Consider the following 26,363-nt stretch of genomic DNA (forward strand, 5'->3'; position numbering starts at 1 on the left):
TACAACCACTACAAGCGGGTGCGTTCGGAGGGGGATCGTCCGGGCGAGGAGGATGTGGAGATCGCCAAGTCCAACATCTTGCTGCTGGGGCCGACGGGGTCGGGCAAGACGTTGTTGGCGCAGACTCTGGCGCGGATTCTGAACGTGCCGTTCGCGATCGCGGACGCGACGGCGCTGACGGAGGCGGGGTATGTGGGGGAGGATGTGGAGAACATCCTGCTCAAGTTGATCCAGGCGGCTGACTATGACGTGAAGAAGGCCGAGACGGGGATCATCTACATCGACGAGGTCGACAAGGTCGCGCGTAAGAGTGAGAATCCCTCGATCACTCGGGATGTGTCGGGTGAGGGGGTGCAGCAGGCGTTGTTGAAGATCTTGGAGGGGACGACGGCGAGTGTGCCTCCGCAGGGGGGTCGGAAGCATCCGCATCAGGAGTTCATTCAGATCGACACGACGAATGTGTTGTTCATCTGTGGTGGTGCGTTCGCGGGGTTGGAGAAGTTGATTGAGTCGCGGACGGGTCAGCAGGGGATGGGGTTCAACGCGGTGTTGCGTCCCAAGGGTGAGCTGGGTGGTTCGGCGTTGTTCGGTGAGGTGATGCCGGAGGATCTGTTGAAGTTCGGGATGATTCCGGAGTTCGTGGGTCGGTTGCCGGTGATCACGAGTGTGCATGATCTGGATCGTGAGGCGTTGATCCGGATTTTGACGGAGCCGCGGAATGCGTTGGTGAAGCAGTATCAGCGGTTGTTCGAGTTGGATGGTGTGGAGTTGGAGTTCACGCCGGATGCTTTGAACGCGATTGCTGAGCAGGGGATTATTCGGGGTACGGGTGCGCGTGGTTTGCGGGCGATTATCGAGGAGGTGTTGTTGTCGGTGATGTATGAGGTGCCTTCTCGTGAGGATGTGGGTCAGGTGATCATTACGCGGGAGACCGTGATCGACAACGTCAACCCCACCATCGTCCCGCGGGCCCAGCTGCGCCGGGCCCGCCAGGAGAAGTCCGCCTAGCTGCGTCCCTCCCGGACCCCGCGCACCGGGTCTCCGCGCCTGCGACGGGTCCGGCGGTACCTTTCCCGGACCCGCGTCCCGCTCCCCGGCGGCCAGGCCGCACGCGGGACGAGGCCCGGCACACGCGAGGGGGCGCCCCGACCGGGGCGCCCCCTCGCGTGTGCCCGGGGCCGTGATCCGTCCCCGCCGGGGCGGACGCGCGGGTCCCGCCGGGCCTACTCCTCCAGCGCCTGCTCCATGCGCGCGATGTCGGCCTTCTGCTCGGCGATCACGTCGTTGGCCATGCGCATCACCGTCTGGTCCTTGCCCTCGGTCAGCACCTCCTCGGCCATGGTGACCGCGCCCTCGTGGTGGGCGGTCATCAGCTCCACGAAGAGGCGGTCGAACTCGTCGCCCTCGGCCGCCGCCAGCTGCTCCAGCTCCTCCTCGGTGGCCATGCCCGGCATGTCGCCGTGGTCGACCTCCAGTTCGCAGGTGGGCACGTCGCCGCTCTCGTCGTGGTGGGTGCCGTCCCCCTCCAGCCCGCAGAAGTTCTGGTGCGCGGGGTTCTCCCTGGCCGGACCGAAGATGTTCTCCTCCAGCCAGCTCTCCATGGCGGTGATCTCCGGGCCCTGGGCGTCGGCGATGCGGTCGGCGATGAGCTCGATGTCCTCGCGCTCGTGGCGCTCGGGTACCAGGTCGGTCATCTCCAGGGCCTGTGAGTGGTGCTCGATCATCATCACCAGGTAGGTGACGTCGGCCTCGTTGTGGCCCTGCTCCTCGGCGAGGGCGGCGATCTGGTCGGCGGTGGCGGGGGAGGAGGACTCCCCGGGCGCGCCGGGGGCGATGACGTTGGCCGACTCCTGCTCCTGCCCGTCCCCCCCGTCCGTACAGGCTGAGGCTCCGAGCAGGGCGAGAGCGGTTCCGGCCGCGAGTACCAGGCGACGCACGAGGTGTCCTCCGATGGGGTGGGGTGCGGACGGGGCCGCTGTGCCGGCGGGCGCTGTGCCCTGGGGCAACGTCCTGCGGGCTTTCTTACTCACTCGACGGGTGTTCTGTCCAGTCCCGGACCCGGGTCGGTGCCATCTCGTTCGACTTCGCGGCACCGGGCGCGGGCGCCGGGGCGCCTCTCACCCCCGAGGATTTCTGCGTGCTTTTGGCCTTCTGAAGTGTTGTATGTCCGTTCTCGGCGTTTCGTCTGGTTATTACCAATGGAGAGGAGTAAAACCCATAGTAGTCAGTTGGATGCTTTGTGTATTTCCGGGGGGTGTGCGGTGGTGTCGGAGACGCGAAGGTCCGCGAACGGACTGCGGTGGGGGACGCTCGGAACGGCACCCCTCCTGGTCACCGCCCTCCTGGCCGTCCCCGGGGCCAGGGCCGACGGGGTGAGCACCGGCGGGGGCGTCGTGCACGTGGCCAACCTGCCCAGGCCGGAGGGGCTGGACGGCGCCGCGTCCTACAACTCCGACCTGGCGTTCAGCGGCGACTACGCCATCGGCGGCAACTACGACGGCTTCGTCGTCTACGACATCTCCGATCCGGAGAACCCGAGCCGGGTGTCCACGGTCGTGTGCCCCGGGAGTCAGGGCGACGTGTCGGTCAGCGGCGACCTGCTCTACCTCTCGGTGGACTACCCGCGCGCCGGCAGCGAGTGCGGCGCGCCCTCGGTGTCGGCCACCGACCCGGACGGCTTCGAGGGAATCCGGATCTTCGACATCTCCGACAAGGCCAACCCGCAGTACGTGTCGGCGGTGCGCACCGACTGCGGTTCGCACACCAACACGCTGGTGCCGGGCGAGGACGGTGAGCGCGACTACGTGTACGTCTCCTCGTACTCGCCCTCGAAGGACTTCCCCAACTGCCAGCCGCCGCACGACAGGATCTCCGTCGTCGAGGTTCCGCTGGCGGACCCGGCCTCGGCCCGGGTGGTCAGCGAACCGGTGCTGCTGCCGGACGGCGGCCACGGGACCACCACCGGCTGCCACGACATCACCGCCTACCCCGAGCGGGACCTGGCCGCCGCGGCCTGCCTGGGGGACGGACTGCTGCTCGACATCTCCGACCCGGTGAACCCGGTCGTCACCGAGGTGGTCCAGGACGAGAACTTCGCTTTCTGGCACTCGGCGACCTTCACCAACGACGCCCGCACCGTGGTCTTCACCGACGAGCTCGGCGGCGGGCACGCGGCCACCTGCGACGCCGAGACGGGGCCCGAACGGGGAGCCAACGCGGTCTACTCGCTGGACCAGAGCGGGGCGGAACCGAAGCTCGAATTTCGGAGCTACTACAAACTGCCTCGTCATCAGGCCGAAACTGAGAACTGTGTGGCGCACAACGGCTCGCTGATCCCGGTGCCCGGCCAGGACTACTTCGTGCAGTCCTGGTACCAGGGCGGCGTCTCGGTGATCGACCTCAACGACCCGACCGCCCCCGAGGAGATCGGCCACTTCGACCGCGGACCCTGGAACCCCGACGCCCTGACGACGGCGGGCTCGTGGTCGGCCTACTACTACAACGGCTACGTCTACTCCTCCGACATCATGCGCGGGCTCGACGTGCTGCGGCTCACCGACTCCCGCCTGGCGGGGGCCGAGGAGGTGCGGATGGAGGAGTTCAACCCGCAGTCGCAGCCGTCCACGCCCTCCGGCTGAGCCGTCGGTCGCGGCGCGCCGGAGCCCTTCGGTGCGCCGCGCGGCACCCGGATTAGGCGCCTTGTGTAGTCGAATCGGGCCAGCTGGACACCGTGTTAAGAACAAGGTTTCTTTTGTATCCCCCTATACATATAGATGTTGAACTGTGTACCTTCTTCCTGTTTCGCTCCAATCAGAATCAGGAGTACACAGGATGGCGTCATCCCCCCCGACCCCCACCTCCCGGCGCGCCAGACGCGGACTGACCGGAGTCTCCCTCGCCGGAGCGGCGGTGCTCATGGTCGGGCTCCTCGGCCCGGCCTCGGCCTCGGCGGACGACGAGTTCGCCAGTGACGCCGACACCAGTGCCAACATCACCCATGTGACCAACGTCCCGAAGACCGAGGCCATGAGTGACTTCAACTCCGACCTCGCCTTCAGCGGCGACTACGCCATCGGCGGCAACTACAACGGCTTCGTCATCTACGACATCTCCGAGCCGGAGGAGCCGCAGGTCGTCTCCGAGGTCCTGTGCCCGGGCGGACAGGGCGACGTGTCGGTGAGCGGCGACCTGCTCTACTTCTCGGTGGACTACCCGCGCGCGAGCACCGAGTGCGGCGCGCCCTCGGTGCCGACCACCGACCCGGACGGCTTCGAGGGCATCCGGATCTTCGACATCTCCGACAAGGCCAACCCGCAGTACGTGTCGGCGGTGCGCACCGACTGCGGTTCGCACACCAACACCCTGGTGCCGGGCAAGGACGGCGAACACGAGTACGTGTACGTCTCCTCGTACTCGCCCTCGGAGCGCTTCCCGAACTGCCAGCCGCCGCACGACAAGATCTCCGTCATCGAGATCCCCGTCGACGAACCGTCCGAGGCCAAGGTCATCGACACCCCGGTGCTCTTCCCCGACGGCGGCAACACCGGCACCGCGGGCTGCCACGACATCACCGTCTACGCCGAGCGCGACATCGCCGCGGGCGCCTGCATGGGCGACGGCGTGCTGATGGACATCTCCGACCCGGCCGCGCCGGTCGTCACCGAGGTGGTCCAGGACGACAACTTCGCGTTCTGGCACTCGGCGACCTTCACCAACAACGGCGAGACCGTGCTGTTCACCGACGAACTCGGCGGAGGCGGCGGCGCCACCTGCAACGAGGAGATCGGCTCCGAGCGCGGCGCCAACGCCATCTACGCCATCGGCGGCGGCCAGGACTCCCCCGACCTGGAGTTCGAGGGCTACTACAAGCTGCCCCGCCACCAGGCCGACACCGAGAACTGCGTTGCGCACAACGGCTCGCTGATCCCCGTCCCCGGACGCGACTACTTCGTGCAGTCCTGGTACCAGGGCGGTGTCTCGGTGATCGACTTCAACGACCCGGCCGCCCCCCGGGAGATCGGCCACTTCGACCGCGGCCCGATCAGCGAGGACAACCTCGTCCTGGGCGGTTCCTGGTCGGCCTACTACTACAACGGCTACGTCTACTCCTCCGACATCACCCGCGGGCTCGACGTCCTGAAGCTGGAGGACCCCCGGTTCCGGGTGGCCGAGCAGGTGCGGATGGACGAGTTCAACCCCCAGTCCCAGCCCGAGTACCGGCCGGGCCGCGGCAACGGCCGCTGACCGCACGGGCGCCCCGGGCCCGAGGGGAACCGGGGCGCCCGCCCGAACGCCGCCCGGCCCGTGGCCGGGTGACGAAGAACCGGGGCCGCGGCCGTGTACGCCGCGGCCCCGGCGCGTCCACCCCCACCCCCTAGTGCACACAGGAGAACCCATGCCCGCACCTCCCGCAGCACCACGGGCCAGGAAGGCGCTGCGGCGCACCGCGGCCCTCGCGTCCGCCGCGGCCGCGTCCCTGCTCCTCGGGCTCCTCGGCCCGGCCGCCGCCCAGGCGGACGAGGCGCCCGCCGAAGACATCCACAGCGACAACATCACCCACGTCGCCCACACGCCCAAGCCCTCGGCCGTGCGCAACGTCAACTCCGACCTGGCGTTCAGCGGCGACTACGCCATCGGCGGCAACTACGACGGCTTCGTCATCTACGACATCTCCGAGCCGGAGGAGCCGCAGGTCGTCTCCGAGGTCCTGTGCCCGGGCGGACAGGGCGACGTGTCGGTGAGCGGCGACCTGCTCTACTTCTCGGTGGACTATCCGCGCGCGAGCACCGAGTGCGGGGCCCCCTCCGTCCCGGTGACCGACCCGGACGGCTTCGAGGGGATCCGGATCTTCGACATCTCCGACAAGGCCAACCCGCAGTACGTGTCGGCGGTGCGCACCGACTGCGGTTCGCACACCAACACCCTGGTGCCGAGCAAGACCGGTGACAGCGACCTGATCTACGTGTCGTCGTACTCGCCCTCGGAGCGCTTCCCGAACTGCCAGCCGCCGCACGACAAGATCTCCGTCATCGAGGTCCCGCACGACGCTCCCGAGGAGGCCGCGGTCGTCAACGAACCGGTCCTGTTCCCCGAGGGCGGCAACCACGAGCAGGACGGGCTGCTGCTGCCCACCCAGGGCTGCCACGACATCACCGTCTACGCCGAGCGCGACATCGCCGCGGGCGCCTGCATGGGCGACGGCGTGCTGATGGACATCTCCGACCCGGTGAACCCGGTCGTCACCGAGGTGGTCCAGGACGAGAACTTCGCGTTCTGGCACTCGGCGACCTTCACCAACGACGCCCGGACCGTGCTGTTCACCGACGAGCTCGGCGGAGGCGGCGCCCCGACCTGCACCGAGGAGGTCGGCCCCCAGCGCGGCGCCAACGCGATCTACGAGGTGGGCGGCGGCGACTCGCCGGAGCTGGAATTCGCCAGCTACTTCAAGATCGACCGCCACCAGGGCGACCAGGTGTGCGTGGCGCACAACGGTTCGCTGATCCCGGTGCCCGGCCAGGACTACTTCGTGCAGTCGTGGTACCAGGGCGGGGTCTCGGTGATCGACTTCAACGACCCGGGCGCCCCGAGCGAGATCGGCTTCTTCGACGTGGACTCCCGCGTCGAGGAGGGCGTGCAGGACAACGACACCTGGTCGACGTACTACTACAACGGCTACGTGTACTCGTCCGACATCGAACGCGGCCTGGACGTGCTGCGGATCGACGACCCGCGCGTGCGCGCGGCCGAGCGGGTGCGGATGGAGGAGTTCAACCCGCAGAGTCAGGAGAGCTACCGGCCGGGACGGCGCTGACGGCGGGTAGGGGCTGACGGGCTTCCCGAGCCCGTGATCCGGGCGGGGGCGGTGCCGCGGCACCGCCCCCGTCGCCGTGCCGCGGTCCCGCGTGCCGCCCCGGACGGAGGAGGGTATGCCGGGCGGGGGCGGCCCCGAAGGGAGGGCATGTCGGGGCTGAGCGGATCCGGGAGGGCACGCTGTGGCGGAACGGGCCCCGGGGGAGGTGCGCTCCGGGACGGAGGGGCACGGGGAGAGGGCACGCCGGAGCGGAGCGGATCCGGGGGAGTTCTCCACAGCTGCGGGAGGGCGGTTCCGGGCCGGGGCCCGGCGGCGTAGGCTCGATCTCGGGGGAGCCGCACCCCACCGCGGGGGAACCCCGACACCCCCGTGTTCGAGTGTTCCGCGCCAGTGCCCGGCGCCGCCAGAGCCTCCTCCGACCTGTGGACGGCGTGGGCGTTCGGGGCCGGGCGGTCGGTCGGGGGCCGCGCGGCCGCCCGGCCTCAGCCGAAGAGGCGGTCGGTGGGGGCGTCCACGGCCTCCAGGACCCGGCCGGTGAAGTAGACCGTGCCCAGGGCCAGCACGCGTTCGCCGAGCGCGCGCAGGGCCGTGGGGGACAGGTCCGCGGCGTCCATGCGACCCCAGTGGCCCGGCAGGGCGTGCTCGAAGCGCAGGTGGGCCTCGGGCAGGCGCACGGCGGTCACGGGCAGGTCCCCCAGGACCTCCACCGCCCCCGACACGTCCTTGTGGTCGGGCAGGCACAGCAGCACGTGGTCCACCCCGCCCCACAGCCCACGGACGTGGGCCAGGGCGGCGGCGACCCCGTTGCGGTCGATGGCCGAGTCCACGACCACCTCGGCGTCCGGTGCGCTGCCGCCCCCCACGGGGTCCCCGCCGGCCCCACCGGACACTCCTCCAGCCCGACCGGGCGCCCCTCCGGCCCGTCCGGACGCTTCTGCCTCCTCTCCGGGCACCGTGTGGCGGGACAGCCTCCCCGGCAGCCGGACGGTGCCCAGGACGGCGTGCAGCCGTTCCCGGTCCAGGGGCGGGCGGCCCAGGTGGTCCAGCATCCGCGCCGCCGCAGCCGTCCCCAGCACCCCCGAGGCCGCGGACAGCCCCGGCGGGCGCAGCCCGGGCGGCGGCTCCACCCCCGGCCGGTCCGGATCGACCACCTCGGCCCGCACCCGGCCCCCGGTGGCCTCGGCCAGGGCGGCGTCGGCCGCAGCGGCCACCTCCGCGGTCTGCGGCAGGCGCACCAGCGCGCGGGTCCGCTCCCCGGCCACCCGCGCCTTCTCCCGGGCGATCTCCGCCACGGTGTCGCCGAGGACACCCACGTGCTCGGCGAAGACCTTGCCCAGCGCGACGACCTCCGGGCCGACCAGGCGCAGTTCGTCGCGGTGGCCGCCCATCCCGGCCTCCAGCACGCACACGTCGGCACCCACCTCGATGGCGCGCAGCAACCCCGCCACGAGAAACAGCCCGCTCGGCGCCAGGTGGCCGCCGAACTCCTCCACCGTCGGCAGTTCCCGTCGGGCGGCGTCGATCCGGGCGCCCAACACGTCCAGTTCGGCGTCGGACACCGAGGTCCCGTCCACCCGTACGCGCTCGCGGTAGGAGCGGAAGCTCGGCCCGGTGACCAGGACCGTGCGCAGTCCGGCCGACGCCAGCGCCGCCGCGGCCGTCGTCGCCGTGCTCCCCTTTCCCTTGGACCCCACCACTCCCAGCACCGGGGGGCGGCGCGTGTCCAGCCCGAGCACGCGCATCAGCGCCGTGGCACGCTCCAGGCTCCCGGTGCGGTCGCGGGGGCGGTCGGGGCGGCGCTGCGCCCACTCGGAGAAGAAGGGGTCAAGGCTTCGCATGGTCCCAGTATGGTCTGCGCGACACAGGCCACCGGTTCCCTTACCCGGGGATCGTGCCCAGGTGGGGGCGCGTAGACTGGCGCGGGTGTACACCCCGAACACACGAGACACCGAGACACCGTGAGCGAAGCCAGCGCCGAGCAGCGCTACGCCGAGGTGACCGCGGAGATCCTCGCCCGCGCGCCCGAGTCCGACATCGATCCTCGACTGGACCGGGTCCGCACCCTGCTGGACCTCCTGGGCGACCCGCACCGCAACTTCCGGGCCATCCACGTCACCGGTACCAACGGCAAGACCTCCACCGCCCGCATGATCGACGCGCTCATGCGCGGGCGGGGTCTGCGCGTGGGCCGCTACACCAGCCCGCACCTGCGCACCGTGCGCGAACGCATCGTCATCGATGGGGAGCCCATATCCCAGGAGCGGTTCGTCGCGGCCTACGACGACATCCGCCCCTACGTCGAGATGGCCGACTCGATGAACGACGCACCGCTGTCGTTCTTCGAGATCCTCACGGTGATGGCCTACGCCGTCTTCGCCGACGCCCCCGTGGACGTGGCCGTCGTCGAGGTCGGCATGGGCGGCCGGTGGGACGCCACCAACGTCATCGACGGAGACGTCGCCGTGGTGACCCCCATCGGGATCGACCACACCGAGTACCTGCCCGACACGGTGGAGGGCATCGCCGAGGAGAAGGCGGGCATCATCAAGCCCGACTCCGTGGCGGTCCTGGCCCAGCAGCCGCTGCCCGCCGCCGAGGCCCTGGTCCGCAACGCCGCGGAGGTCGGGGCGCGGGTGGCCAGGGAGGGCCTGGAGTTCGGCGTCACCTCCCGCGAGATCGCCGTCGGCGGCCAGCAGATCGCCGTCAAGGGCCTCACCGGCGACTACGAGAACCTGTTCCTGCCCCTGTTCGGGGCACACCAGGCCGGGAACGCCGCCGTGGCCCTGGCCGCGGTCGAGGCGTTCGCCTCCTCCGGCGACGACGCCGGGGGCCTGGACCCCGCGATCGTCGCCGAGGCCCTCGCGGGAGTGGACTCCCCGGGCCGCATGGAGGTCGTGCGCACCAGCCCGACCATCATCGCCGACGCGGCGCACAACCCGGCCGGGATGACCGCCACCGCGGCGGCCGTGGAGGAGGCCTTCACCTTCTCCCGGCTGGTCGGGGTGGTCGCGATCATGGCCGACAAGGACGTCGAGGGGATCCTCGAACCCCTCGAACCACTGCTCGACGAGATCGTCGTCACCCGTAACTCCTCCCCGCGTTCCCTCGAACCGGAGCGGCTGGCCAACGTCGCCCAGCACATCTTCGGTGAGGAACGCGTGCACGTGGAGCCCCGACTCGACGACGCCATCGACCGGGCCGTGGGCCTGGCCGAGGAAGGCGGGGAGTTCGGCGGCACCGGTGTACTGGTCACCGGATCGGTCGTCACCGCCGGTGACGCCGTCCACCTGTTGCGCGGTGCGCAGGAGTGACGGGCCAGGTCTACTACGAAGGGAACCCGCCGTGCGTGTAGTCTGCGCCGTCATCCTGGTGTTCGAGGTCATCGTGATCGGCCTCTTCATCCCCGTCGCGATCTCCCTGGAGGGGATGGACCCGGTCCTGGCCGGGAGCCTGTGGGGAGGGATGGCCGTCGCCGCCCTCGTGCTCTCCGGGCTCCAGAAGCACCGCTGGGCGCACTACGCGGCCTGGGCGCTGCAGGCCGCCTTCCTGTTCACCTCCTTCCTGGTCTCCGGGGCGGTGCTGGTCGCCGTGGTGTTCGTCTCCCTGTGGGTGACCGGCGTCATCATGGGCCGCCGCACCGACGAGATGAAGGCCGCCCACCTGGCCCGCGCCGAGGCGGAGGCCGCCGGGCGGGGCGAGGACACCGCGGCCTCCGCGCCCACGCGCCAAACGCGATAGTGTGACGCAGGTCCGGGCGGGCGGCCCGGGGAGAACCCTCCTCCTGCGGCCCTCGCACCTGTGACCCATCACCCGATTCCTCCGCGTGCGGCCGCTGCCGTGGGCGGGTGCCCACGTGCGCCACGCGGAGCCCCAGTGAGGAGTTGACACGCACGTGGAGCGCACTCTCGTTCTCATCAAGCCGGACGGCGTCCGCCGCAACATCGTCGGCGAGGTCATCTCGCGCATCGAGCGCAAGGGCCTGAAGCTGGTCGCCATGGAGCTGCGCACGCTCGACGCCGAGACCGCCAAGACGCACTACGAGGAGCACGCCGAGCGCCCGTTCTTCGGTTCGCTCGTCGAGTTCATCACCGGCGGCCCCCTCGTGGCCATGGTGGTCGAGGGCGAGCGCGCGGTGGAGGCGTTCCGCGCCCTGGCCGGCGCCACCGACCCGGTGACCGCCACCCCCGGCACCATCCGCGGCGACTTCGCGCTGGAGGTGCAGCAGAACATCGTGCACGGCTCGGACTCCACCTACTCCGCCGAGCGCGAGATCAAGCTCTTCTTCCCCGACCTGTAGGGGAAACGGGACGGTCCGCGGGTCCTTCGGCATGTGGGACCCGCGGACACGGGCGACTTCGGTCGGTTCGTCCGCCGACGGGGCAACAATTCGGTGTGTTTGCGTAACGGACTAAGTGCTGACCGTTACGATACGGGGGACTCAACACCTATCGTGCCGGAACGACTACGTATGGTCGCCCCGGGCAACCACGTCCGACACGGCGCCTCTGAGGACGTTACATGCCGAACAACCTTGCTTTTCTCGGCCGGGACATGGCCGTCGACCTGGGTACCGCCAACACGCTCGTGTACGTGCGAGGACGCGGCATCGTTCTGAACGAGCCGTCGGTGGTCGCGCTCAACACCTCAACGGGCCGAATCGTCGCTGTCGGCATCGAAGCCAAGCAGATGATCGGTCGCACGCCGACCAACATCACGGCCATCCGTCCCCTGAAGGACGGTGTTATCGCCGACTTCGAGATCACCGAGCGCATGCTGCGCTACTTCATCCAGAAGATCCACCGGCGGCGCCACTTCGCCAAGCCGCGCCTGATCGTGGCGGTGCCCAGCGGCATCACCTCGGTCGAGCACCGCGCCGTCAAGGAGGCGGGATACCAGGCCGGCGCGCGCAGGGTCTACATCATCGAGGAGCCCATGGCCGCCGCCATCGGCGCCGGGCTCCCCGTCCACGAGCCCACCGGGAACATGGTCGTGGACATCGGCGGCGGCACCACCGAGGTCGCCGTGATCTCGATGGGCGGCATCGTCACCTCGCAGTCCATCCGCGTGGGCGGCGACGAACTCGACCAGGCCATCGCGACCTTCGTCAAGAAGGAGTTCTCGCTGATGATCGGGGAGCGCACCGCCGAGGAGCTGAAGATGGCCATCGGCTCCGCCTACCCGACCGGTTCCGAGGAGATCCGCGCCGAGGTGCGCGGACGCGACCTCGTCAGCGGGCTGCCCAAGACCATCGTCCTGTCCGAGAGCGACGTCCGCCAGGCCATCGAGGAGCCGGTCACCGCGATCGTCGACGCGGTCCGCACCAGCCTGGACAAGTGCCCCCCGGAGCTGTCGGGCGACATCATGGACCGCGGTATCGCCGTCACCGGCGGCGGCGCGCTGCTCCGCGGGATCGACGAGAGGCTCCTGCACGAGACCGGGATGCCCATCCACGTCGCCGACAACGCGCTGGACTCCGTCGCCGTCGGCTCGGGCACCTGCGTCGAGAACTACGAACGGCTCCACCAGGTACTCGTCCCCGAGCGGCGGAGGTGACCCATGTTCCGCGACTCACGCAGATCCCGCGCACTCCTCGCCGTACTCGTCGCCGTGGCGGTGGCCCTGCTCGTCCTGGACGCCCGTCCCGGCGCCAACCCCGTCACCTCCGTGGCCCGCGCGGGCGGCGAACTCGTCTTCGCGCCCGCCGCCGCGGGCGTCACCTGGGCGACCGGACCCGTGTCCGGTCTCTACGAGGGGCTGGTCAGCGGCCCCGAATCCGAGCGCGTGGCCGAGCTGGAGCAGGCCAACGCCGAGCTGGAGGACGACCTGCGGGCCGCCCGCATCGACAAGGCGCGCGCCGAGCAGCTCGACGCGATGCTGGGGCTGGCCGGTCTGGGCGGCTACGAGATCGTCCCCGCCCAGTCCGTCACCCACGTCACCGCGCGCGGCTACGCCGACACGGTCACCATCGACGCCGGAACCGACTCCGGTGTGCGCCCGGACATGACCGTGGTCAACGGCTCCGGCCTGGTGGGCAAGGTGATCGAGGCCGGTCCGAGCACCGCCACCGTCATGCTCGCCACCGACGTCAACTCCGCCGTCGGCGCCCGTCTGGAGGCCACGCGCAAGATCGGCGTGGTCCGGGGCGGCACCGTCCCCGGCGGCCCCGACGCCGAACTGACCCTGGAGCTGTTCGACCTCCAGGCGCCGGTCGAGGCCGGGGACCGGCTGGTCACGCTCGGCTCGCACGAGGGCGCGCCCTTCGTGCCCGGCGTGCCGATCGGCACCGTCGAGGGGGTGCAGGTGGCGCCCGGCGCGCTCAGCCGCCTCGCACGTATCGCCCCGGCCGTGGACTTCTCGTCCCTGGACGTGGTGGGCGTGGTGGTCGGGGGTCCCGAGGAGGACCCGCGCGACTCCGTGCTCCCGCCCCGACCCGACAAGGGGGAACGCTCATGAGGAACGCAGCGACCCTGGCACTGGTGGCCGTCGCCGTGCTCGCCCAGGCCACCGTCGTCAACCGGCTCCCGTTCGAGTGGGGGGCCGGGCCCGACCTCGTGGCCGCGGCGATCGTCGCGGTCGCCCTGACCACCAGCCCCGCCGCCGCCGCGGCGTGCGGTTTCGCCGCCGGGCTGGCCATGGACGTCCTGCCGCCCGCCGAGCACGCGCTGGGCCGCTACGCCCTGGTGCTGTGCGTGGCCGCCTACCTGCTGGCCCTGCTGCACAGGAACACCGGCTCCGCCGGAGCCCTGGGCGGCAGGCCCTCGGTGTGGGCCCTGATGGCCGCCACCGCCGTCACCGCCGTGGGTGTGGGCCTGGGCTACGCGCTGGTCGGCGTGCTCATGGGCGACCCGCGGGTGTCGCTGGCCGCCGTGGCGGTCAACACCCTCGTCGGGGCCGCCCTGACCACCCTGGTCTCGCCGCTGGTCACGCTTCCGCTGCTGTGGGCGCGGGGGGCGCTCTCCGACAGCGAGCTCGCCGGCGTCCGGGGCCCCGTGTCCCCCGGGGGGTGGTGAACGTGCACATGTCGCCCGTCGACGACGTCGAACTGCCCGGCCGCAGACTCGGCCGGGCCGGTTTGCTGCTCGCCCAGATCCTGGTCCTGGTGCTCTTCGCGGCCCTGGCCGTACGGCTGTGGTACCTCCAGATTCCGATGTGGGACCACTACCGCGAGCTCGCGGTGGCCAACCACCACCAGCAGCTCCTCGTCCCCGCCACGCGGGGGCAGATCCTGGACACCACCGGCCGCCCGCTGGTCAACAACAGCACCGAGCTGGTGGTCTCCGCCGACTACCACGAGATCACGGGCATGGAGGACGGCGGCGAGAAGGTCCTGACCGACCTGTCCGAGGTGCTCGACGCCCCACTGGAGGAACTCCAGAAGCGCATGCGCCTGTGCGGGCCCGAGGTGAGCCGCCCGTGCTGGCCCGGCTCGCCCTACCAGCCCGTCACCCTCGCCGACGACGTGGAGCCCTCCGTCGCCCTCCAGATCATGGAGAGCGCCGACCGCTTCCCCGGGATCAGCGCCCAGGCACACGCCGTGCGCGAGTACCCGCAGGGCGAGCACGGCTCCCAGATGCTGGGCTACCTGCAACCGGTGACCCAGGAGGAGCTGGAGGCCCGCGAGGATCTGCGCACCCAGTTCACCGGCATCGACATGGTGGGTCGCGACGGCGTGGAGGCGGTCTACGACGCCCAGCTGCGCGGCACCGCGGGCAAGCGCGTCCTGGGCGTGAACAACCACGGCGAGGTCATGGAGGTCATCTCCGAGGCGCCACCCGAACCGGGGATGCACCTGGTCACCCACGTCGACCTCGGCGTGCAGAAGATCGCCGAGGAGGCGCTGGCCGAGGGGATGGCGAACGCCCGGCCCCGCTACAAGGCCGACTCCGGCGCCGCCATCGTCCTGGACGTGCGCACCGGCGGCGTGGTGGCCATGGCGAGCCTGCCCACCTACGACCCCGCGATCTGGCGCGGCGGCATCGACCAGGAGACCTTCGACGAGATGCTCAGCGAGGAGGCGGGCGAGCCGCTGCTCTCCCGCGCCGTGCAGGGCACCTACCCGCCGGGCTCCACGTTCAAGGTCTCCTCGCTCGCGGCGGCCGCGGAGAACGGGTACTCGCTGCGCAGCACCTACGCCTGCCCGGGCTCGGTGAACCTGGCCGGGCAGAACTACGAGAACTACGAGGGCCAGGGCCAGGGTCCGATCAGCCTCCACGAGGCCATCGTGGTCTCCTGCAACACCGTCTTCTACAACTTCGGCTACCAGATGTGGAAGGACGACGGCGGGCTCTACCCCGACGGCGAGGCCGACGAGGCGATGGCCGAGATGGCCAAGGGCTTCGGCTTCGGCTCCCCGACCGGGATCGACCTGCCCTACGAGACCTCCGGGCGCATCCCCGACCGCGAGTGGAAGCGCACCTTCTGGCAGGAGACCCGCGAGAACAACTGCCACCGGGGCGAGCACGGCTACCCCGACGTCGCCGAGACCGACCCGTCGCGCGCCGCCTACCTCAAGCTGCTGGCCTACGAGCAGTGCGTGGAGGGCTTCCAGTGGCGGGCCAACGAGGCCGTCAACTTCGCCATCGGCCAAGGGGACGTCCTCGTCACCCCGCTCCAGCTCGCCAGCGCCTACGCGGCCATCGCCAACGGCGGCACGCTCCACGAGCCGCGCATCGGCAAGGCGCTGGTCTCCGCCGACGGGACGGAGGTGCGCGAGATCGAACCGGTCGCGCGCGGCGAGCTCCCGGTCAGCGACGAGACGCTGGAGTACCTCCAGACCGCGCTCACCGCGGTCCCCAAGGAGGGCACCGCCCGCGGCGCCTTCGCCGGGTTCCCGCAGGACAAGGTGTCCGTCGCGGGCAAGACCGGTAGCGCCGACGTGGAGGGGCGCCAGGTCTCCTCCTGGTTCGCCTCCTACGCGCCCGCCGACGACCCGCAGTTCGCCATCGTCGTCCTGGTCTCCCAGGGCGGTACCGGCGGTACGACCGCGGCGCCCATCGCGCGCGCCATCTACGACGGCATCTACGGGTTCGACTCCCCGGCACAGGGAGCCGAGGCCGAGGTCGAGGAGGACGCGTCCGGCGGCGCGGAGCCGCTGATCCCGGGCGGCGCGCCGCCCGAGCAACTGCCCGACATCCGTCCCGACGGTTCCATCGACCTGCTGGATCGGTAGCCATGAGCACCTACATGGGGGCGCCCGGGTCACGGAGCGCCGAGATCGGACGCAACGCGGCGGGCCTGGCGCGCCGACTGGACTGGACGCTGGTCGCGTCGGTGGCGGTCCTGTGCGCCATCGGTTCGCTGCTGGTGTGGTCGGCGACCATCCCGGGCGACGGCAGCGACCCGCTGGAGTCCACCGAACACCTGGGCCGCCACCTGCTCCACCTGCTGGTGGCGTGGGCGCTGTGCCTCCTGATCGCCGCGGTGGACCACCGCACGATCCGCGCGTACGCGCCGATCGTCTACCTGGTCACGGTGGTCGCGCTGGTCCTGGTGCTCACCCCGCTCGGCGAGGTGATCAACGGGTCGCGCGGCTGGATCGTGGTCGGCGGCTTCCAGTTCCAGCCCAGTGAGCTGTCCAAGGTCGGACTGATCCTGGTCCTGGCCACGCTGCTGGGGGAGCCCCGCGACGGCGAGGCCCGGCCGATGACGCGGGACGTGGTGTTCTGCCTGGTGGTCCTGGCGGTGCCGCTGGCACTGGTGATGGCGCAGCCGGACCTGGGCACCACGCTGGTGCTGGCCACGATCTTCCTGGGCATGCTCACGCTGTCGGGCGCCCCGATCGTGTGGGTGGCGGGCATGCTGGCGTGCGGGGTGGTCGGCGCGCTGTGCGTGTGGTGGTTCGACCTGCTGGAGCCCTACCAGCTGGACCGCATCGCCACGCTGATGGACCCGACCGCCGACCCGCAGGGCGCGGGGTACAACTCCAACCAGGCGCTGATCGCGGTGGGGTCGGGCGGGTTCAACGGCACCGGGCTCTTCCAGGGCGAGCAGACGCACGGGCAGTTCGTGCCCGAGCAGCACACCGACTTCATCTTCACGGTGGCGGGCGAGGAACTGGGGTTCGTGGGGTCGGTGGTGGTCATCGGACTGTTCGCGCTGATCCTGTGGCGGATCCTGCGCATCGCCCAGGGGTGCGAGCAGCCCTACCCGCGACTGCTGTGCGTGGGAGTGGTCGCCTGGTTCGGGTTCCAGGCCTTCATCAACATCGGGATGGGCCTGGGAGTCGTTCCGGTGACGGGTCTGCCGCTGCCGTTCATGTCCTACGGCGGTACCGCGGTCGTGGCCAACATGGCCGCCCTGGGACTGGTGCTGGGGGTCGACTCCCGGGACCGGGGCTTCGCCTAGGGGCGCGGACCACGACACCGGCGGGGCGGGCACGGCGGAGGCGCCGGGCCCGCCCCGCCGCCGTCCGCAGGGAGGACCACGGCGGGGCACGGGTGGAACCGGGCCCGCCGCGGTCCGACCTGGCCTGTGGACGGAGCGGCCCGGGGCCCGTGGCGCCGGTAGCCTGGGAACATCAGCGCGGGCGCGCTCCACGCGTCACCGCGCCGACCCCCGCGACGGCGGGGGTCCACGCACACCCGACACGATGTCCGCCGAACGAAGGCCCACACCATGTCCGTCGAAAGCCTCTTCCCGCGGCTGGAACCCCTGCTGACGCAGGTGGCCAAGCCCATCCAGTACGTCGGTGGCGAGCTCAACTCCGTGGTCAAGGAATGGGACGAGACCCGGGTGCGCTGGGCGCTGATGTACCCGGACGCCTACGAGGTGGGAGTGCCCAACCAGGGCGTCCAGATCCTGTACGAGGTCCTCAACGAGCGCGAGGGCGTGCTGGCCGAGCGCGCCTACGCGGTGTGGCCGGACCTGGAGAAGCTGATGCGCGAGCACGGCGTGCCCCACTTCACCGTGGACTCGCACCGGCCGCTGGCCGCCTTCGACGTGCTCGGGCTGAGCTTCGCCAGCGAGATGGGCTACACCAACATGCTCACCGCGCTGGACCTTGCGGGCATCCCGCTGCGCGCGGCCGACCGCACCGCCGACCACCCGGTCGTGCTGGCCGGCGGGCACTCGGCGTTCAACCCCGAGCCGATCGCCGACTTCCTGGACGCGGTGGTCCTGGGCGACGGCGAGGAGATCACCCTCGCCATCACCGAGATCATCCGCGAGTTCAAGGAGGAGGGCGAGCCCGGCGGGCGCGACGGCCTGCTGCTGCGCCTGGCCGCGACCGGGGGCGTGTACGTGCCCCGCTTCTTCGACGTGGCCTACCACGAGGACGGGCGGATCGCCTCCTACACGCCCAACCGGCCCGGGGTGCCCGGCACGGTGCAGAAGCACACTGTGATGGACCTGGACCAGTGGCCCTACCCCAAGAAGCCGATCGTGCCGACCGCCGAGTCCGTGCACGAGCGCTACAGCGTGGAGATCTTCCGCGGCTGCACGCGCGGCTGCCGGTTCTGCCAGGCGGGGATGATCACCCGGCCGGTGCGCGAGCGCAACAAGGAGACCGTCACGAAGATGGTCGAGGACGGCGTCGAGGCCTCCGGCTTCCAGGAGGTGGGGCTGCTGTCGCTGTCCAGCGCCGACCACAGCGAGATCGGACAGATCGCCAAGGGGCTCGCCGACCGCTACGAGGGCACCAACACCGGCCTGTCCCTGCCCTCCACCCGCGTGGACGCGTTCAACATCGACCTGGCCAACGAGCTGACCCGCAACGGGCGCCGCTCCGGCCTGACGTTCGCGCCGGAGGGCGGCAGCGAGCGGATGCGCCGGGTGATCAACAAGATGGTCACCGAGGAGGACCTCATCCGCACCGTCACCGCCGCGTACGCGGCCGGGTGGCGGCAGGTGAAGCTGTACTTCATGTGCGGCCTGCCCACCGAGGAGGACGAGGACGTCCTGGCCATCGCCGACCTGGCCACCGAGGTGATCCGGACCGGCCGTGAGGTGACCGGGCGCAAGGACATCCGCTGCACGGTGTCCATCGGCGGGTTCGTGCCCAAGCCGCAGACCCCGTTCCAGTGGGCGGCGCAGACCTCGCACGAGGCCGTCGACGCCCGGCTGCGCAAGCTGCGCGACAGGCTGCGGGGCGACCGCAAGTACGGCAAGTCGATCGGTCTGCGCTACCACGAGGGCCGCCCCTCCATCATCGAGGGCCTGCTCTCCCGGGGGGACCGCAGGGTCGGCCGGGTGGTCGAGGAGGTGTGGCGCTCGGGGGGCCGGTTCGACGGCTGGAGCGAGCACTTCTCCTACGACCGGTGGTCCAAGGCCGCCGAGGCCGCCCTGGCCGACCTCCCGGTGGACGTGGACTGGTTCACCACCCGCGAGCGCGACGAGGACGAGGTCCTGCCCTGGGACCACCTGGACGCGGGCCTGGACAGGTCGTGGCTGTGGCAGGACTGGCAGGACTCGCTGTACGGCGAGGAGTCCCTGGAGGTGGACGACTGCCGCTGGAACCCCTGCTACGACTGCGGGGTCTGCCCGAGCATGGGCACCGAGATCCAGATCAACGCCCCTGCGGAGGGCCGCCCGCTGCTGCCGCTCAACGTGGTCTAGCCGGACAGCCGCCCGGTCGCGGCGCGGGGCCCGCACCGCGACCGGGCGGCTCCGGCCGCGGTGGTGTGCCGCGCGGACCCGGGAGGTTTCCGGCCGAGGCCGGACACGGACGGACCCCTGCTCCCACCGGTCGTCGGTGGGGTCAGGGGCTGTGGTGTTCGTGCCGGGGCAGGGGGCGGCTCACGTGCCCCGGGAGGGGGTGAAGTAGGATTTCGCGCTCCGGGCGCTCTCTCGACCCTTGAAGGGGAGTGGCCCGGGGGAGGAAGGTGTACGGCCCGGCGCCCCGCTCGCGCCGGGCCGTACGTGTAATAGGACTCGCGGGCTACGCGGGGGGTTGCCATCGGATCCAGATTTTCTTCGGATTTTTTTCGGCGAACCCCGCGTTCTGGTGGTGAACACGGCTCCGGTGTCCGCTTCGACCGCTCGGGGACTTTTCGACCGCAGGTCAGTGGGGGAGATACCGGTATGCGTAGTCCTGCTGGCGCAGGTGCACCACGGCGCACCGTACGCTGAACAGGACGAGGAACAGCCCCTTCAGGTCGCCCCGCCGACCGCACCAGGGGGCATGAGGAAAGGAGTTGAGCTGCCCCCCGCATCCGAGGGCACCACCTCACCCTCCACGGCCAAACCCGGACAGCGGCTTCGCGTCCACTACGCCAAGCGCGGACGCATGAGGTTCGCCAGCCACCGCGACATCGCCCGGGCTCTGGAGCGCGCCCTGCGCAGGGCCTCCGTACCCGTGGCTTTCTCCGCTGGCTTCTCACCTCACCCCAAGGTCTCCTACACCGGCGCGGCCCCCACCGGGGTCGCCAGTGAGGCGGAGTACCTTGAACTCACTCTGGCCGAGCACCGCCCGCCCGAGAGGGTCCGAGCCGACATCGACGCGGCCATGCCCCAGGGCATCGACGTCGTCGAGGTCGTCGAGGCCCGACATCCCGGGCTGGCCGACCGGCTCCAGGCCTCCGAATGGCGCGTGGAGATGGCTGGCGTCGACCCCGACGACGCCGCCAGGGCGGTGGCCGCCTATCTGGCCGCCGACAGCGTCGAGGTGGAGCGGATGACGAAGAAGGGCCGTCGCCGCTTCGACACACGGCCGGCGGTGGTCCGCATCGACGTGTGCGCTGAATCCCTCGGGCGCGCCCCAGAGGAACATCACACGACATATGCCATACTTCGGATGGTCGTACGGCACACGACACCTGCTGTTCGACCGGACGACGTGCTGACCGGCCTTCGCCGCGTGGCCGACCTCGCGCCGCCGTCATCTCCGATGATGACCCGGCTGGCGCAGGGGCCGCTGGACGAGACGACAGGTGCGATCGCGGACCCGCTCTCCCAGGACCGGCCCGAAGCCCACACGAGCTCCGGACCCGCGGACGACAACGCGGAGGAGCGGCGCGAAGACGCACCACGGCCGTCAACGCCCATGGCGGGACCGCACGGATGAGCGGCCCCGAAGCGGGGAACATGGGCGACACCACAGGACTTTGCCCCGACGGCGCCCCGGCGCCGTCGGCGCTGACACAGCGACGACAGTTCTCGTGAGCCGCGCCGCCGACCGAGAGGTCGCGGCGCGCCCGAGGACTCTGACGGGAGACCGCCCGGATGCTCGACAACGAGCCCAACAACGGTGCCGACGGCACCGCGGGTACAACTGAAACAACCAACAACACGGCGGCGGCGCCCCCCGCGGGGGGCGGTGAGGTGCGCGTGACCACGCCCGCGCCCGCCAAGGGCGTCCGCCGCGCCGCCGGACCACCCCCCGAACCCGACGACGTCTTCACTCCCCCCTCCGCGCCCGTCACCTCCCTCGCCGGTTCCGGTGAGGGGGGCACGGTCAAGACCTCGGTGGCCACCACCTCGCGCAGGCGCACCGTGCGCGCCGCGGGCCGTCCCGACGAGGACGCCGCCCCGCGCCGTTCGCGCGCCTCCTCCGCCTCGGAGGACACCGCCCCCTCCACGGCCAGGGGCCGCGGCCGTTCGCGCGCCCGCTCCGCCGCGGCCGCGGAGACCGCCGGTCCCACGTCCTCCGAGGCGGCCGACGAGCCCGCCAAGGACGAGGAGACCGTGGAGGCGGGCGGCGGCAACGTCTTCCAGGCCCCCTCCCTGCTCTTCCAGCCCCCGGTGGCCAGCACCGCCCCCGTGCCCGCACGCGGCACCGCCCCGGCGGAGGCCGACGAGGAGCCCGAGGAGTCCGAGGAGGAGACCGCCCAGGCCGCCGTCGCGGAGGAGACCGGCGACGGGGACGACGACCGCCCCAGCCGCCGTCGCCGCCGTCGCGGAGGCCGGGGACGCGGCCGCTCCCGCGCGGACGAGGACGAGGCCGCCGAGGCCCCCGAGTCCGCCGAGGACAAGGCGGAGCAGCACGGCGACAGGGACCGGGGCGAGGACGACGGCGCGGCCGACGAGGCCGCCGAGTCTGACGACCGCAGCAGCCGCCGTCGGCGCCGCCGTCGCCGCCGCTCCGGCGGGGGAGAGGGCCCCGAGGCCACCCCGGACGACCCGCCCAACACCGTGGTCCGGGTGCGTGAGCCCCGCCAGGAGAAGCCGATCGAGGACGAGGTCCAGGCGGTCCGCGGCTCCACCCGGCTGGAGGCCAAGAAGCAGCGCCGCCGCGAGGGCCGTGAGCAGGGCCGCCGCCGCGCCCCCATCGTCACCGAGTCGGAGTTCCTGGCACGGCGTGAGTCGGTCAAGCGGGACCTGGTGGTGCGCCGCGTCGAGGACCGCACCCAGATCGCCGTCCTCGAGGACGACATCCTCGTCGAGCACTACGTCGACCGGGCCACGCACCGCTCCTACGTGGGCAACGTGTACCTGGGCCGGGTGCAGAACGTGCTGCCCTCGATGGAGGCCGCGTTCGTCGACATCGGCAAGGGCCGCAACGCCGTCCTGTACGCGGGCGAGGTCAACTGGGACTCCTTCGGCCTGGACGGCCAGCCCAAGCGCATCGAGTCGGTGCTCAAGTCCGGCCAGTCGGTCCTGGTGCAGGTCACCAAGGACCCCGTCGGCCACAAGGGCGCCCGCCTGACCAGCCAGATCAGCCTGCCCGGCCGCTACCTCGTGTACGTGCCCGGCGGTTCGATGACCGGCATCAGCCGCAAGCTCCCCGACAAGGAGCGCGCGCGCCTCAAGCAGATCCTCAAGAAGGTCATGCCCTCCGGCGCGGGCGTCATCGTGCGCACGGCCGCCGAGGGAGCCAGCGAGGAGGAGCTGGAGCGCGACATCACCCGTCTGGCCAAGCAGTGGGACTCCATCAAGCGCAAGTCCAAGTCGGCCAACGCCCCCTCGCTGCTCAACAGCGAGCCCGACCTGACGGTGCGGGTCGTGCGCGACGTGTTCAACGAGGACTTCTCCAGCCTCGTCGTGTCCGGTGAGGAGGCCTGGACCACCGTCCGCGAGTACGTGGACTACGTGGCCCCCAACCTCTCCGAGCGCCTCTCGCACTGGAACGAGGACCGCGACGTCTTCGCCGCCTACCGCGTCGACGAGCAGATCAACAAGGCCCTGGAGCGCAAGGTCTGGCTGCCCAGCGGCGGCTCGCTGGTCATCGACCGCACCGAGGCCATGACCGTGGTCGACGTCAACACCGGCAAGTTCACCGGCCAGGGCGGCAACCTGGAGGAGACGGTCACCAAGAACAACCTGGAGGCGGCCGAGGAGATCGTCCGCCAGCTCCGGTTGCGCGACATCGGCGGCATCATCGTCATCGACTTCATCGACATGGTCCTGGAGTCCAACCGCGACCTGGTGCTGCGGCGCATGCTGGAGTGCCTCTCGCGCGACCGCACCAAGCACCAGGTGGCCGAGGTGACCTCGCTGGGGCTGGTCCAGATGACCCGCAAGCGGGTCGGCCAGGGCCTGCTGGAGGCCTTCTCGCACAGCTGCGAGCACTGCAACGGCCGCGGCCTGGTGGTCGCCAGCGACCCGGTCGAGAGCAAGGGCGGCGGCAACGGCAACGGCCGCAAGAAGAAGAAGGGCAAGGGCGAGCCCGACCAGGCGGCCGAGAAGCCGGAGAAGGCCCAGAAGCCGTCCTCCGAGAAGGACGACGGGGCCGACGGGCCGGAGAAGGCCGAGAAGGCCGGCGGTGACGCCGACGAGCCCGCCGAGGCGGACGCGGCGCGGACCGAGGAGGCCCCGCAGACGGCCGAGGCCCCGGCCGCCGAGCCCGCCAAGAAGACCCGTAAGCGGGCCTCCCGCTCCCGCAAGGCCGAGGCCGCCGCGGAGGAGCAGGAGGAGATCACCGCCACGGAGGAGGCTCCTGAGGCCGCGCAGCCCGAGCAGGCCGCGGAGGCCCCCGAGGAGGCCCCGGCCAAGAAGACCCGCGCCCGGCGCACCACCCGTCGTACCGCCCGCGGGGCGGCCGACACCGGTGAGGCCGAGGCCGCGGGCGGTGAGAGCGCCCCCGCCGAGGCGGACGCGACCGCCGCCGAGACGCCCGCCGAGGCCGGTGACGACGAGGCCGCCGAGCGGCCCAAGCGTCGCCGCACCCGGCGCACCAGGGCGGCGGCCACCCCGCCGACCGCCGTGGACGCGGGCTGAGTCAGGGGCGGTAGCCCCGCCGTGGTCCGGACCGGCACCAGACCGGTCCGGACCACGGCACGTGTACAGGCCCGTGGCGGGCCGATGGTAATCTGAGGGACGGTGCGTCGGCGCGCTATGCCACCACAATCGCGCGCCCCGACACCGAAGTGCTCTCCACGCAGGGTTTGTTTCCCTCGGATCCCCGCGCCCCGCTACAGGCGATCAGTGGATCGTGGAACGAGGCACCTCCCCGCCCACACGGGGATGGGCCTCCCGGCCGATCTGGGCACAGGTGCGGTCGGACCCGGACCCCGGGCTCATGTCTCGGGGATGGTCCCGAGCATTATTCGTTGAGCGAGCAGGAAGAGAGTTACCCGGTGTACGCGATCGTGCGAGCGGGCGGCCGACAGGAGAAGGTGTCTGTCGATGACGTCCTGAACATCGACAAGGTCTCCGACGAGACCGGCGCCACCATCACATGGCAGCCCATCCTCGTCGTCGACGGTGACAACGTCATCAGCGACGTCGACAAGCTGAGCGGCTACACGGTCAGCGCCGAGGTCCTCGGTGAGACCAAGGGCCCCAAGATCAACATCCTGAAGTACAAGAACAAGACCGGTTACAAGAAGCGCCAGGGTCACCGCCAGAAGCACACCCAGGTGCGCGTCACCGGCATCGCGGCGAAGTAGGAGGCCTGGAAGATATGGCACACAAGAAGGGCGCTTCGTCCAGCCGTAACGGTCGTGACTCGAACGCCAAGCGCCTCGGCGTCAAGCGCTTCGGCGGCCAGAGCGTCTCGGCTGGTGAGATCCTGATCCGTCAGCGCGGCACCAAGTTCCACCCCGGCGCCAACGTCGGCCGCGGTGGAGACGACACGCTGTTCGCACTGGTCGCCGGCGAGGTCAAGTTCGGCAACTTCCGCGGCCGCAAGGCCGTCAACATCGTTCCCGTCGCCGCCGAGTAGGCACGCGCGCGGACGTTGTACAGGGCGGGCCAGGGAACACTGGCCCGCCCCTTGCGTTGTCACTGGATGACGCGTGTGGGTCCAGGCCCCGCTCGGGGGCCGGAGAGTAACGGGGAGAGCTATGCCTGACTTCGTCGACGAGGCGGTCTTGCACGTCAAGGCCGGGAACGGCGGGCATGGCTGTGCCTCCGTGCACCGGGAGAAGTTCAAGCCGCTGGGCGGTCCGGACGGCGGCAACGGCGGCCACGGCGGGGACGTCGTGCTGGAGGTCGACACCCAGACCGCGACCCTGCTGGACTACCAGCGCCGCCCGCACCGCGCCGCCGGCAACGGTACGCCCGGCCAGGGCGGCCACCGCGCCGGGGCCAAGGGCGAGGACCTCGTCCTCAAGGTGCCCGACGGCACCGTGGTCAGCCGTATGGACGGCGAGGTCGTCGCCGACCTGGTCGGCCACGGCACCCGGCTGGTGCTCGCCGAGGGCGGCCACGGCGGCCTGGGCAACGCCGCGCTGGCCACCAAGCGGCGCAAGGCCCCCGGCTTCGCCCTCAAGGGAGAGGAGGGCCAGGGCTTCGACGTGCGCCTGGAGATGAAGACCATCGCCGACGTCGGCCTGGTGGGCTTCCCCAGCGCGGGCAAGTCGTCCCTGATCGCCGCCATGTCCGCGGCCCGGCCCAAGATCGCCGACTACCCGTTCACCACCCTGGTGCCCAACCTGGGCGTGGTGGAGGCGGGCAACGTCCAGTACGTCATCGCCGACGTGCCCGGCCTCATCCCCGGAGCCAGCGACGGCAAGGGGCTGGGCCTGGAGTTCCTGCGCCACATCGAGCGCTGCTCCACCCTCCTGCACGTGCTGGACTGCGCCACCTACGAGCAGGGCCGCGACCCGGTCAGCGACCTGGAGGCACTGGAGGCGGAGCTGTCCGCCTACGGCCGCAGCACCGGCGTGGACCTGTCCGACCGGCCGCGCCTGGTCGCCCTGAACAAGGTGGACGTCCCCGAGGCCCGCGAGCTCGCCGAGCTGGTCACCCCGATGCTGGTCGAGCGCGGCTACCGCGTCCTGGAGGTCTCCGCGGCCTCCCGCGAGGGGCTGCGCGAACTGTCCTTCGCCCTGGGCGAGCAGGTGGCCGCGGCCCGCGAGGCCGCGCCGCCCGCCGAGCCCACCCGGGTCGTGATCCGTCCCCAGGCCATCGGTGACGCGCCCTTCCAGGTGGTGCCGCTGGGCGGCAACGCCTTCCAGGTGCGCGGCGACAAGCCCGCCCGCTGGGTGCGCCAGACCGACTTCTCCAACGACGAGGCCGTCGGCTACCTCGCCGAGCGCCTCAACCGCCTCGGCATCGAGGAGCAGCTGGCCAAGGCGGGCGCCACCGAGGGCGCCGAGGTGCACATCGGCACCGAGGAGGACTCCGTGGTCTTCGACTGGGACCCCTCCACGGACGCCGAGGTCGTCCCGTCCGGCCCGCGCGGGTCCGACGCCCGGCTGGGCTGACCCGCGCGGGGACCGACGGCCCGGCCGAC

Annotated in this window: 20 protein-coding genes; 18 read left to right on the forward strand and 2 right to left on the reverse strand. The window is 71.2% G+C overall.

The genetic code is table 11. The features are described 5' to 3' along the window. The coding region (gene clpX / locus G011_RS0117265) for an ATP-dependent Clp protease ATP-binding subunit ClpX (RefSeq protein ID WP_019609581.1) at nucleotides 1-1,008 on the forward strand (1,008 nt) is incomplete at its 5' end. A 215-nt stretch (nucleotides 1,009-1,223) separates the two neighbouring features. Here clpX and G011_RS0117270 read toward each other — a convergent pair. After that, nucleotides 1,224-1,937, reverse strand: a complete 714-nt coding sequence (locus G011_RS0117270; RefSeq protein ID WP_019609582.1) for a DUF305 domain-containing protein — start codon at nucleotides 1,935-1,937, stop codon at nucleotides 1,224-1,226. Between the two features lie 324 nt (nucleotides 1,938-2,261). Between G011_RS0117270 and G011_RS0117275 the strand changes: the two genes are divergently transcribed. The 3 genes from G011_RS0117275 (at nucleotide 2,262) to G011_RS0117285 (ending at nucleotide 6,811) form a co-directional block, all read left to right on the forward strand. After that, entirely contained in the window at nucleotides 2,262-3,638 is a 1,377-nt protein-coding gene (locus G011_RS0117275) for an LVIVD repeat-containing protein (protein ID WP_019609583.1), read from the forward strand. 193 nt (nucleotides 3,639-3,831) lie between these two features. After that, entirely contained in the window at nucleotides 3,832-5,244 is a 1,413-nt protein-coding gene (locus G011_RS0117280; protein WP_026338394.1) for a hypothetical protein, read from the forward strand. A 151-nt stretch (nucleotides 5,245-5,395) separates the two neighbouring features. Further along, complete coding sequence (locus tag G011_RS0117285) at nucleotides 5,396-6,811, forward strand: LVIVD repeat-containing protein (RefSeq protein WP_019609585.1); 1,416 nt, start codon at nucleotides 5,396-5,398, stop codon at nucleotides 6,809-6,811. A 482-nt stretch (nucleotides 6,812-7,293) separates the two neighbouring features. On the opposite strand, the gene G011_RS0117290 is transcribed toward G011_RS0117285, so the two are convergent. Next, nucleotides 7,294-8,649, reverse strand: a complete 1,356-nt coding sequence (locus tag G011_RS0117290) for a hypothetical protein (protein ID WP_019609586.1) — start codon at nucleotides 8,647-8,649, stop codon at nucleotides 7,294-7,296. A gap of 120 nt (nucleotides 8,650-8,769) precedes the next feature. Here G011_RS0117290 and G011_RS0117295 point away from each other — a divergent pair, with 120 nt between their 5' ends. The 14 genes from G011_RS0117295 to obgE all read left to right on the forward strand — a co-directional run bounded on the left by G011_RS0117295 (nucleotide 8,770) and on the right by obgE (nucleotide 26,334). Next, entirely contained in the window at nucleotides 8,770-10,122 is a 1,353-nt protein-coding gene (locus tag G011_RS0117295) for a folylpolyglutamate synthase/dihydrofolate synthase family protein (RefSeq protein ID WP_019609587.1), read from the forward strand. Between the two features lie 31 nt (nucleotides 10,123-10,153). Then, on the forward strand, nucleotides 10,154-10,549 hold the full coding sequence (locus tag G011_RS0117300; RefSeq protein WP_019609588.1) for a DUF4233 domain-containing protein: 396 nt from the start codon (nucleotides 10,154-10,156) through the stop codon (nucleotides 10,547-10,549). A 154-nt stretch (nucleotides 10,550-10,703) separates the two neighbouring features. After that, nucleotides 10,704-11,108, forward strand: coding sequence for a nucleoside-diphosphate kinase (ndk, locus tag G011_RS0117305; protein ID WP_013154401.1), 405 nt, complete (start codon nucleotides 10,704-10,706; stop codon nucleotides 11,106-11,108). A gap of 221 nt (nucleotides 11,109-11,329) precedes the next feature. Continuing rightward, nucleotides 11,330-12,364 carry a rod shape-determining protein gene (locus G011_RS0117310; RefSeq protein WP_013154400.1) on the forward strand — a complete coding sequence of 345 codons (1,035 nt, stop codon included), beginning with the start codon at nucleotides 11,330-11,332 and terminating at the stop codon, nucleotides 12,362-12,364. 3 nt (nucleotides 12,365-12,367) lie between these two features. After that, nucleotides 12,368-13,264: a rod shape-determining protein MreC gene (gene mreC / locus G011_RS0117315; RefSeq protein ID WP_019609590.1), complete on the forward strand. Its 897-nt coding sequence runs from the start codon at nucleotides 12,368-12,370 to the stop codon at nucleotides 13,262-13,264. Further along, complete coding sequence (gene mreD, locus G011_RS0117320; RefSeq protein WP_019609591.1) at nucleotides 13,261-13,821, forward strand: rod shape-determining protein MreD; 561 nt, start codon at nucleotides 13,261-13,263, stop codon at nucleotides 13,819-13,821. Before mreC ends, mreD begins: the two co-directional genes overlap by 4 nt. Before the next feature lie 8 nt (nucleotides 13,822-13,829). Beyond that, complete coding sequence (gene mrdA, locus G011_RS0117325; RefSeq protein WP_019609592.1) at nucleotides 13,830-15,980, forward strand: penicillin-binding protein 2; 2,151 nt, start codon at nucleotides 13,830-13,832, stop codon at nucleotides 15,978-15,980. Between the two features lie 2 nt (nucleotides 15,981-15,982). Beyond that, the gene (rodA, locus tag G011_RS0117330; RefSeq protein WP_019609593.1) at nucleotides 15,983-17,155 is read left to right on the forward strand and encodes a rod shape-determining protein RodA; all 1,173 of its coding nucleotides are present in this window, start codon (nucleotides 15,983-15,985) and stop codon (nucleotides 17,153-17,155) included. A gap of 270 nt (nucleotides 17,156-17,425) precedes the next feature. Then, nucleotides 17,426-19,363 carry a TIGR03960 family B12-binding radical SAM protein gene (locus tag G011_RS0117335; protein ID WP_019609594.1) on the forward strand — a complete coding sequence of 646 codons (1,938 nt, stop codon included), beginning with the start codon at nucleotides 17,426-17,428 and terminating at the stop codon, nucleotides 19,361-19,363. Between the two features lie 670 nt (nucleotides 19,364-20,033). Then, on the forward strand, nucleotides 20,034-20,810 hold the full coding sequence (locus G011_RS0117340) for a TIGR03936 family radical SAM-associated protein (protein WP_019609595.1): 777 nt from the start codon (nucleotides 20,034-20,036) through the stop codon (nucleotides 20,808-20,810). A 158-nt stretch (nucleotides 20,811-20,968) separates the two neighbouring features. Further along, complete coding sequence (locus G011_RS0117345; RefSeq protein WP_019609596.1) at nucleotides 20,969-23,902, forward strand: Rne/Rng family ribonuclease; 2,934 nt, start codon at nucleotides 20,969-20,971, stop codon at nucleotides 23,900-23,902. 359 nt (nucleotides 23,903-24,261) lie between these two features. Further along, a complete protein-coding gene (gene rplU, locus G011_RS0117350) occupies nucleotides 24,262-24,573 on the forward strand; it encodes a 50S ribosomal protein L21 (protein WP_019609597.1) in 312 nt (103 codons plus the stop codon). 14 nt (nucleotides 24,574-24,587) lie between these two features. Further along, nucleotides 24,588-24,848 (forward strand): 50S ribosomal protein L27, encoded by a 261-nt coding sequence (rpmA, locus tag G011_RS0117355; RefSeq protein ID WP_019609598.1) that lies wholly within the window; start codon nucleotides 24,588-24,590, stop codon nucleotides 24,846-24,848. Nucleotides 24,849-24,969: 121 nt separating this feature from the next. After that, a complete protein-coding gene (gene obgE, locus G011_RS0117360) occupies nucleotides 24,970-26,334 on the forward strand; it encodes a GTPase ObgE (RefSeq protein ID WP_019609599.1) in 1,365 nt (454 codons plus the stop codon). Nucleotides 26,335-26,363 lie beyond the last annotated feature (29 nt).

The sequence above is a fragment of the Nocardiopsis sp. CNS-639 genome (assembly GCF_000381685.1).
Taxonomy (GTDB): Bacteria; Actinomycetota; Actinomycetes; order Streptosporangiales; family Streptosporangiaceae; genus Nocardiopsis; species Nocardiopsis dassonvillei.

Coding starts and splice junctions, on each gene's coding strand:
- mrdA (WP_019609592.1), top strand. CDS start 13,830: ATGTCGCCCGTCGACGACGTCGAACTGCCCGGCCGCAGACTCGGCCGG.
- rpmA (WP_019609598.1), top strand. CDS start 24,588: ATGGCACACAAGAAGGGCGCTTCGTCCAGCCGTAACGGTCGTGACTCG.
- G011_RS0117340 (WP_019609595.1), top strand. CDS start 20,034: ATGAGGTTCGCCAGCCACCGCGACATCGCCCGGGCTCTGGAGCGCGCC.
- mreD (WP_019609591.1), top strand. CDS start 13,261: ATGAGGAACGCAGCGACCCTGGCACTGGTGGCCGTCGCCGTGCTCGCC.
- G011_RS0117345 (WP_019609596.1), top strand. CDS start 20,969: ATGCTCGACAACGAGCCCAACAACGGTGCCGACGGCACCGCGGGTACA.
- obgE (WP_019609599.1), top strand. CDS start 24,970: ATGCCTGACTTCGTCGACGAGGCGGTCTTGCACGTCAAGGCCGGGAAC.
- G011_RS0117310 (WP_013154400.1), top strand. CDS start 11,330: ATGCCGAACAACCTTGCTTTTCTCGGCCGGGACATGGCCGTCGACCTG.
- rodA (WP_019609593.1), top strand. CDS start 15,983: ATGAGCACCTACATGGGGGCGCCCGGGTCACGGAGCGCCGAGATCGGA.
- G011_RS0117335 (WP_019609594.1), top strand. CDS start 17,426: ATGTCCGTCGAAAGCCTCTTCCCGCGGCTGGAACCCCTGCTGACGCAG.
- G011_RS0117285 (WP_019609585.1), top strand. CDS start 5,396: ATGCCCGCACCTCCCGCAGCACCACGGGCCAGGAAGGCGCTGCGGCGC.
- G011_RS0117280 (WP_026338394.1), top strand. CDS start 3,832: ATGGCGTCATCCCCCCCGACCCCCACCTCCCGGCGCGCCAGACGCGGA.
- mreC (WP_019609590.1), top strand. CDS start 12,368: ATGTTCCGCGACTCACGCAGATCCCGCGCACTCCTCGCCGTACTCGTC.
- G011_RS0117290 (WP_019609586.1), bottom strand. CDS start 8,649: ATGCGAAGCCTTGACCCCTTCTTCTCCGAGTGGGCGCAGCGCCGCCCC.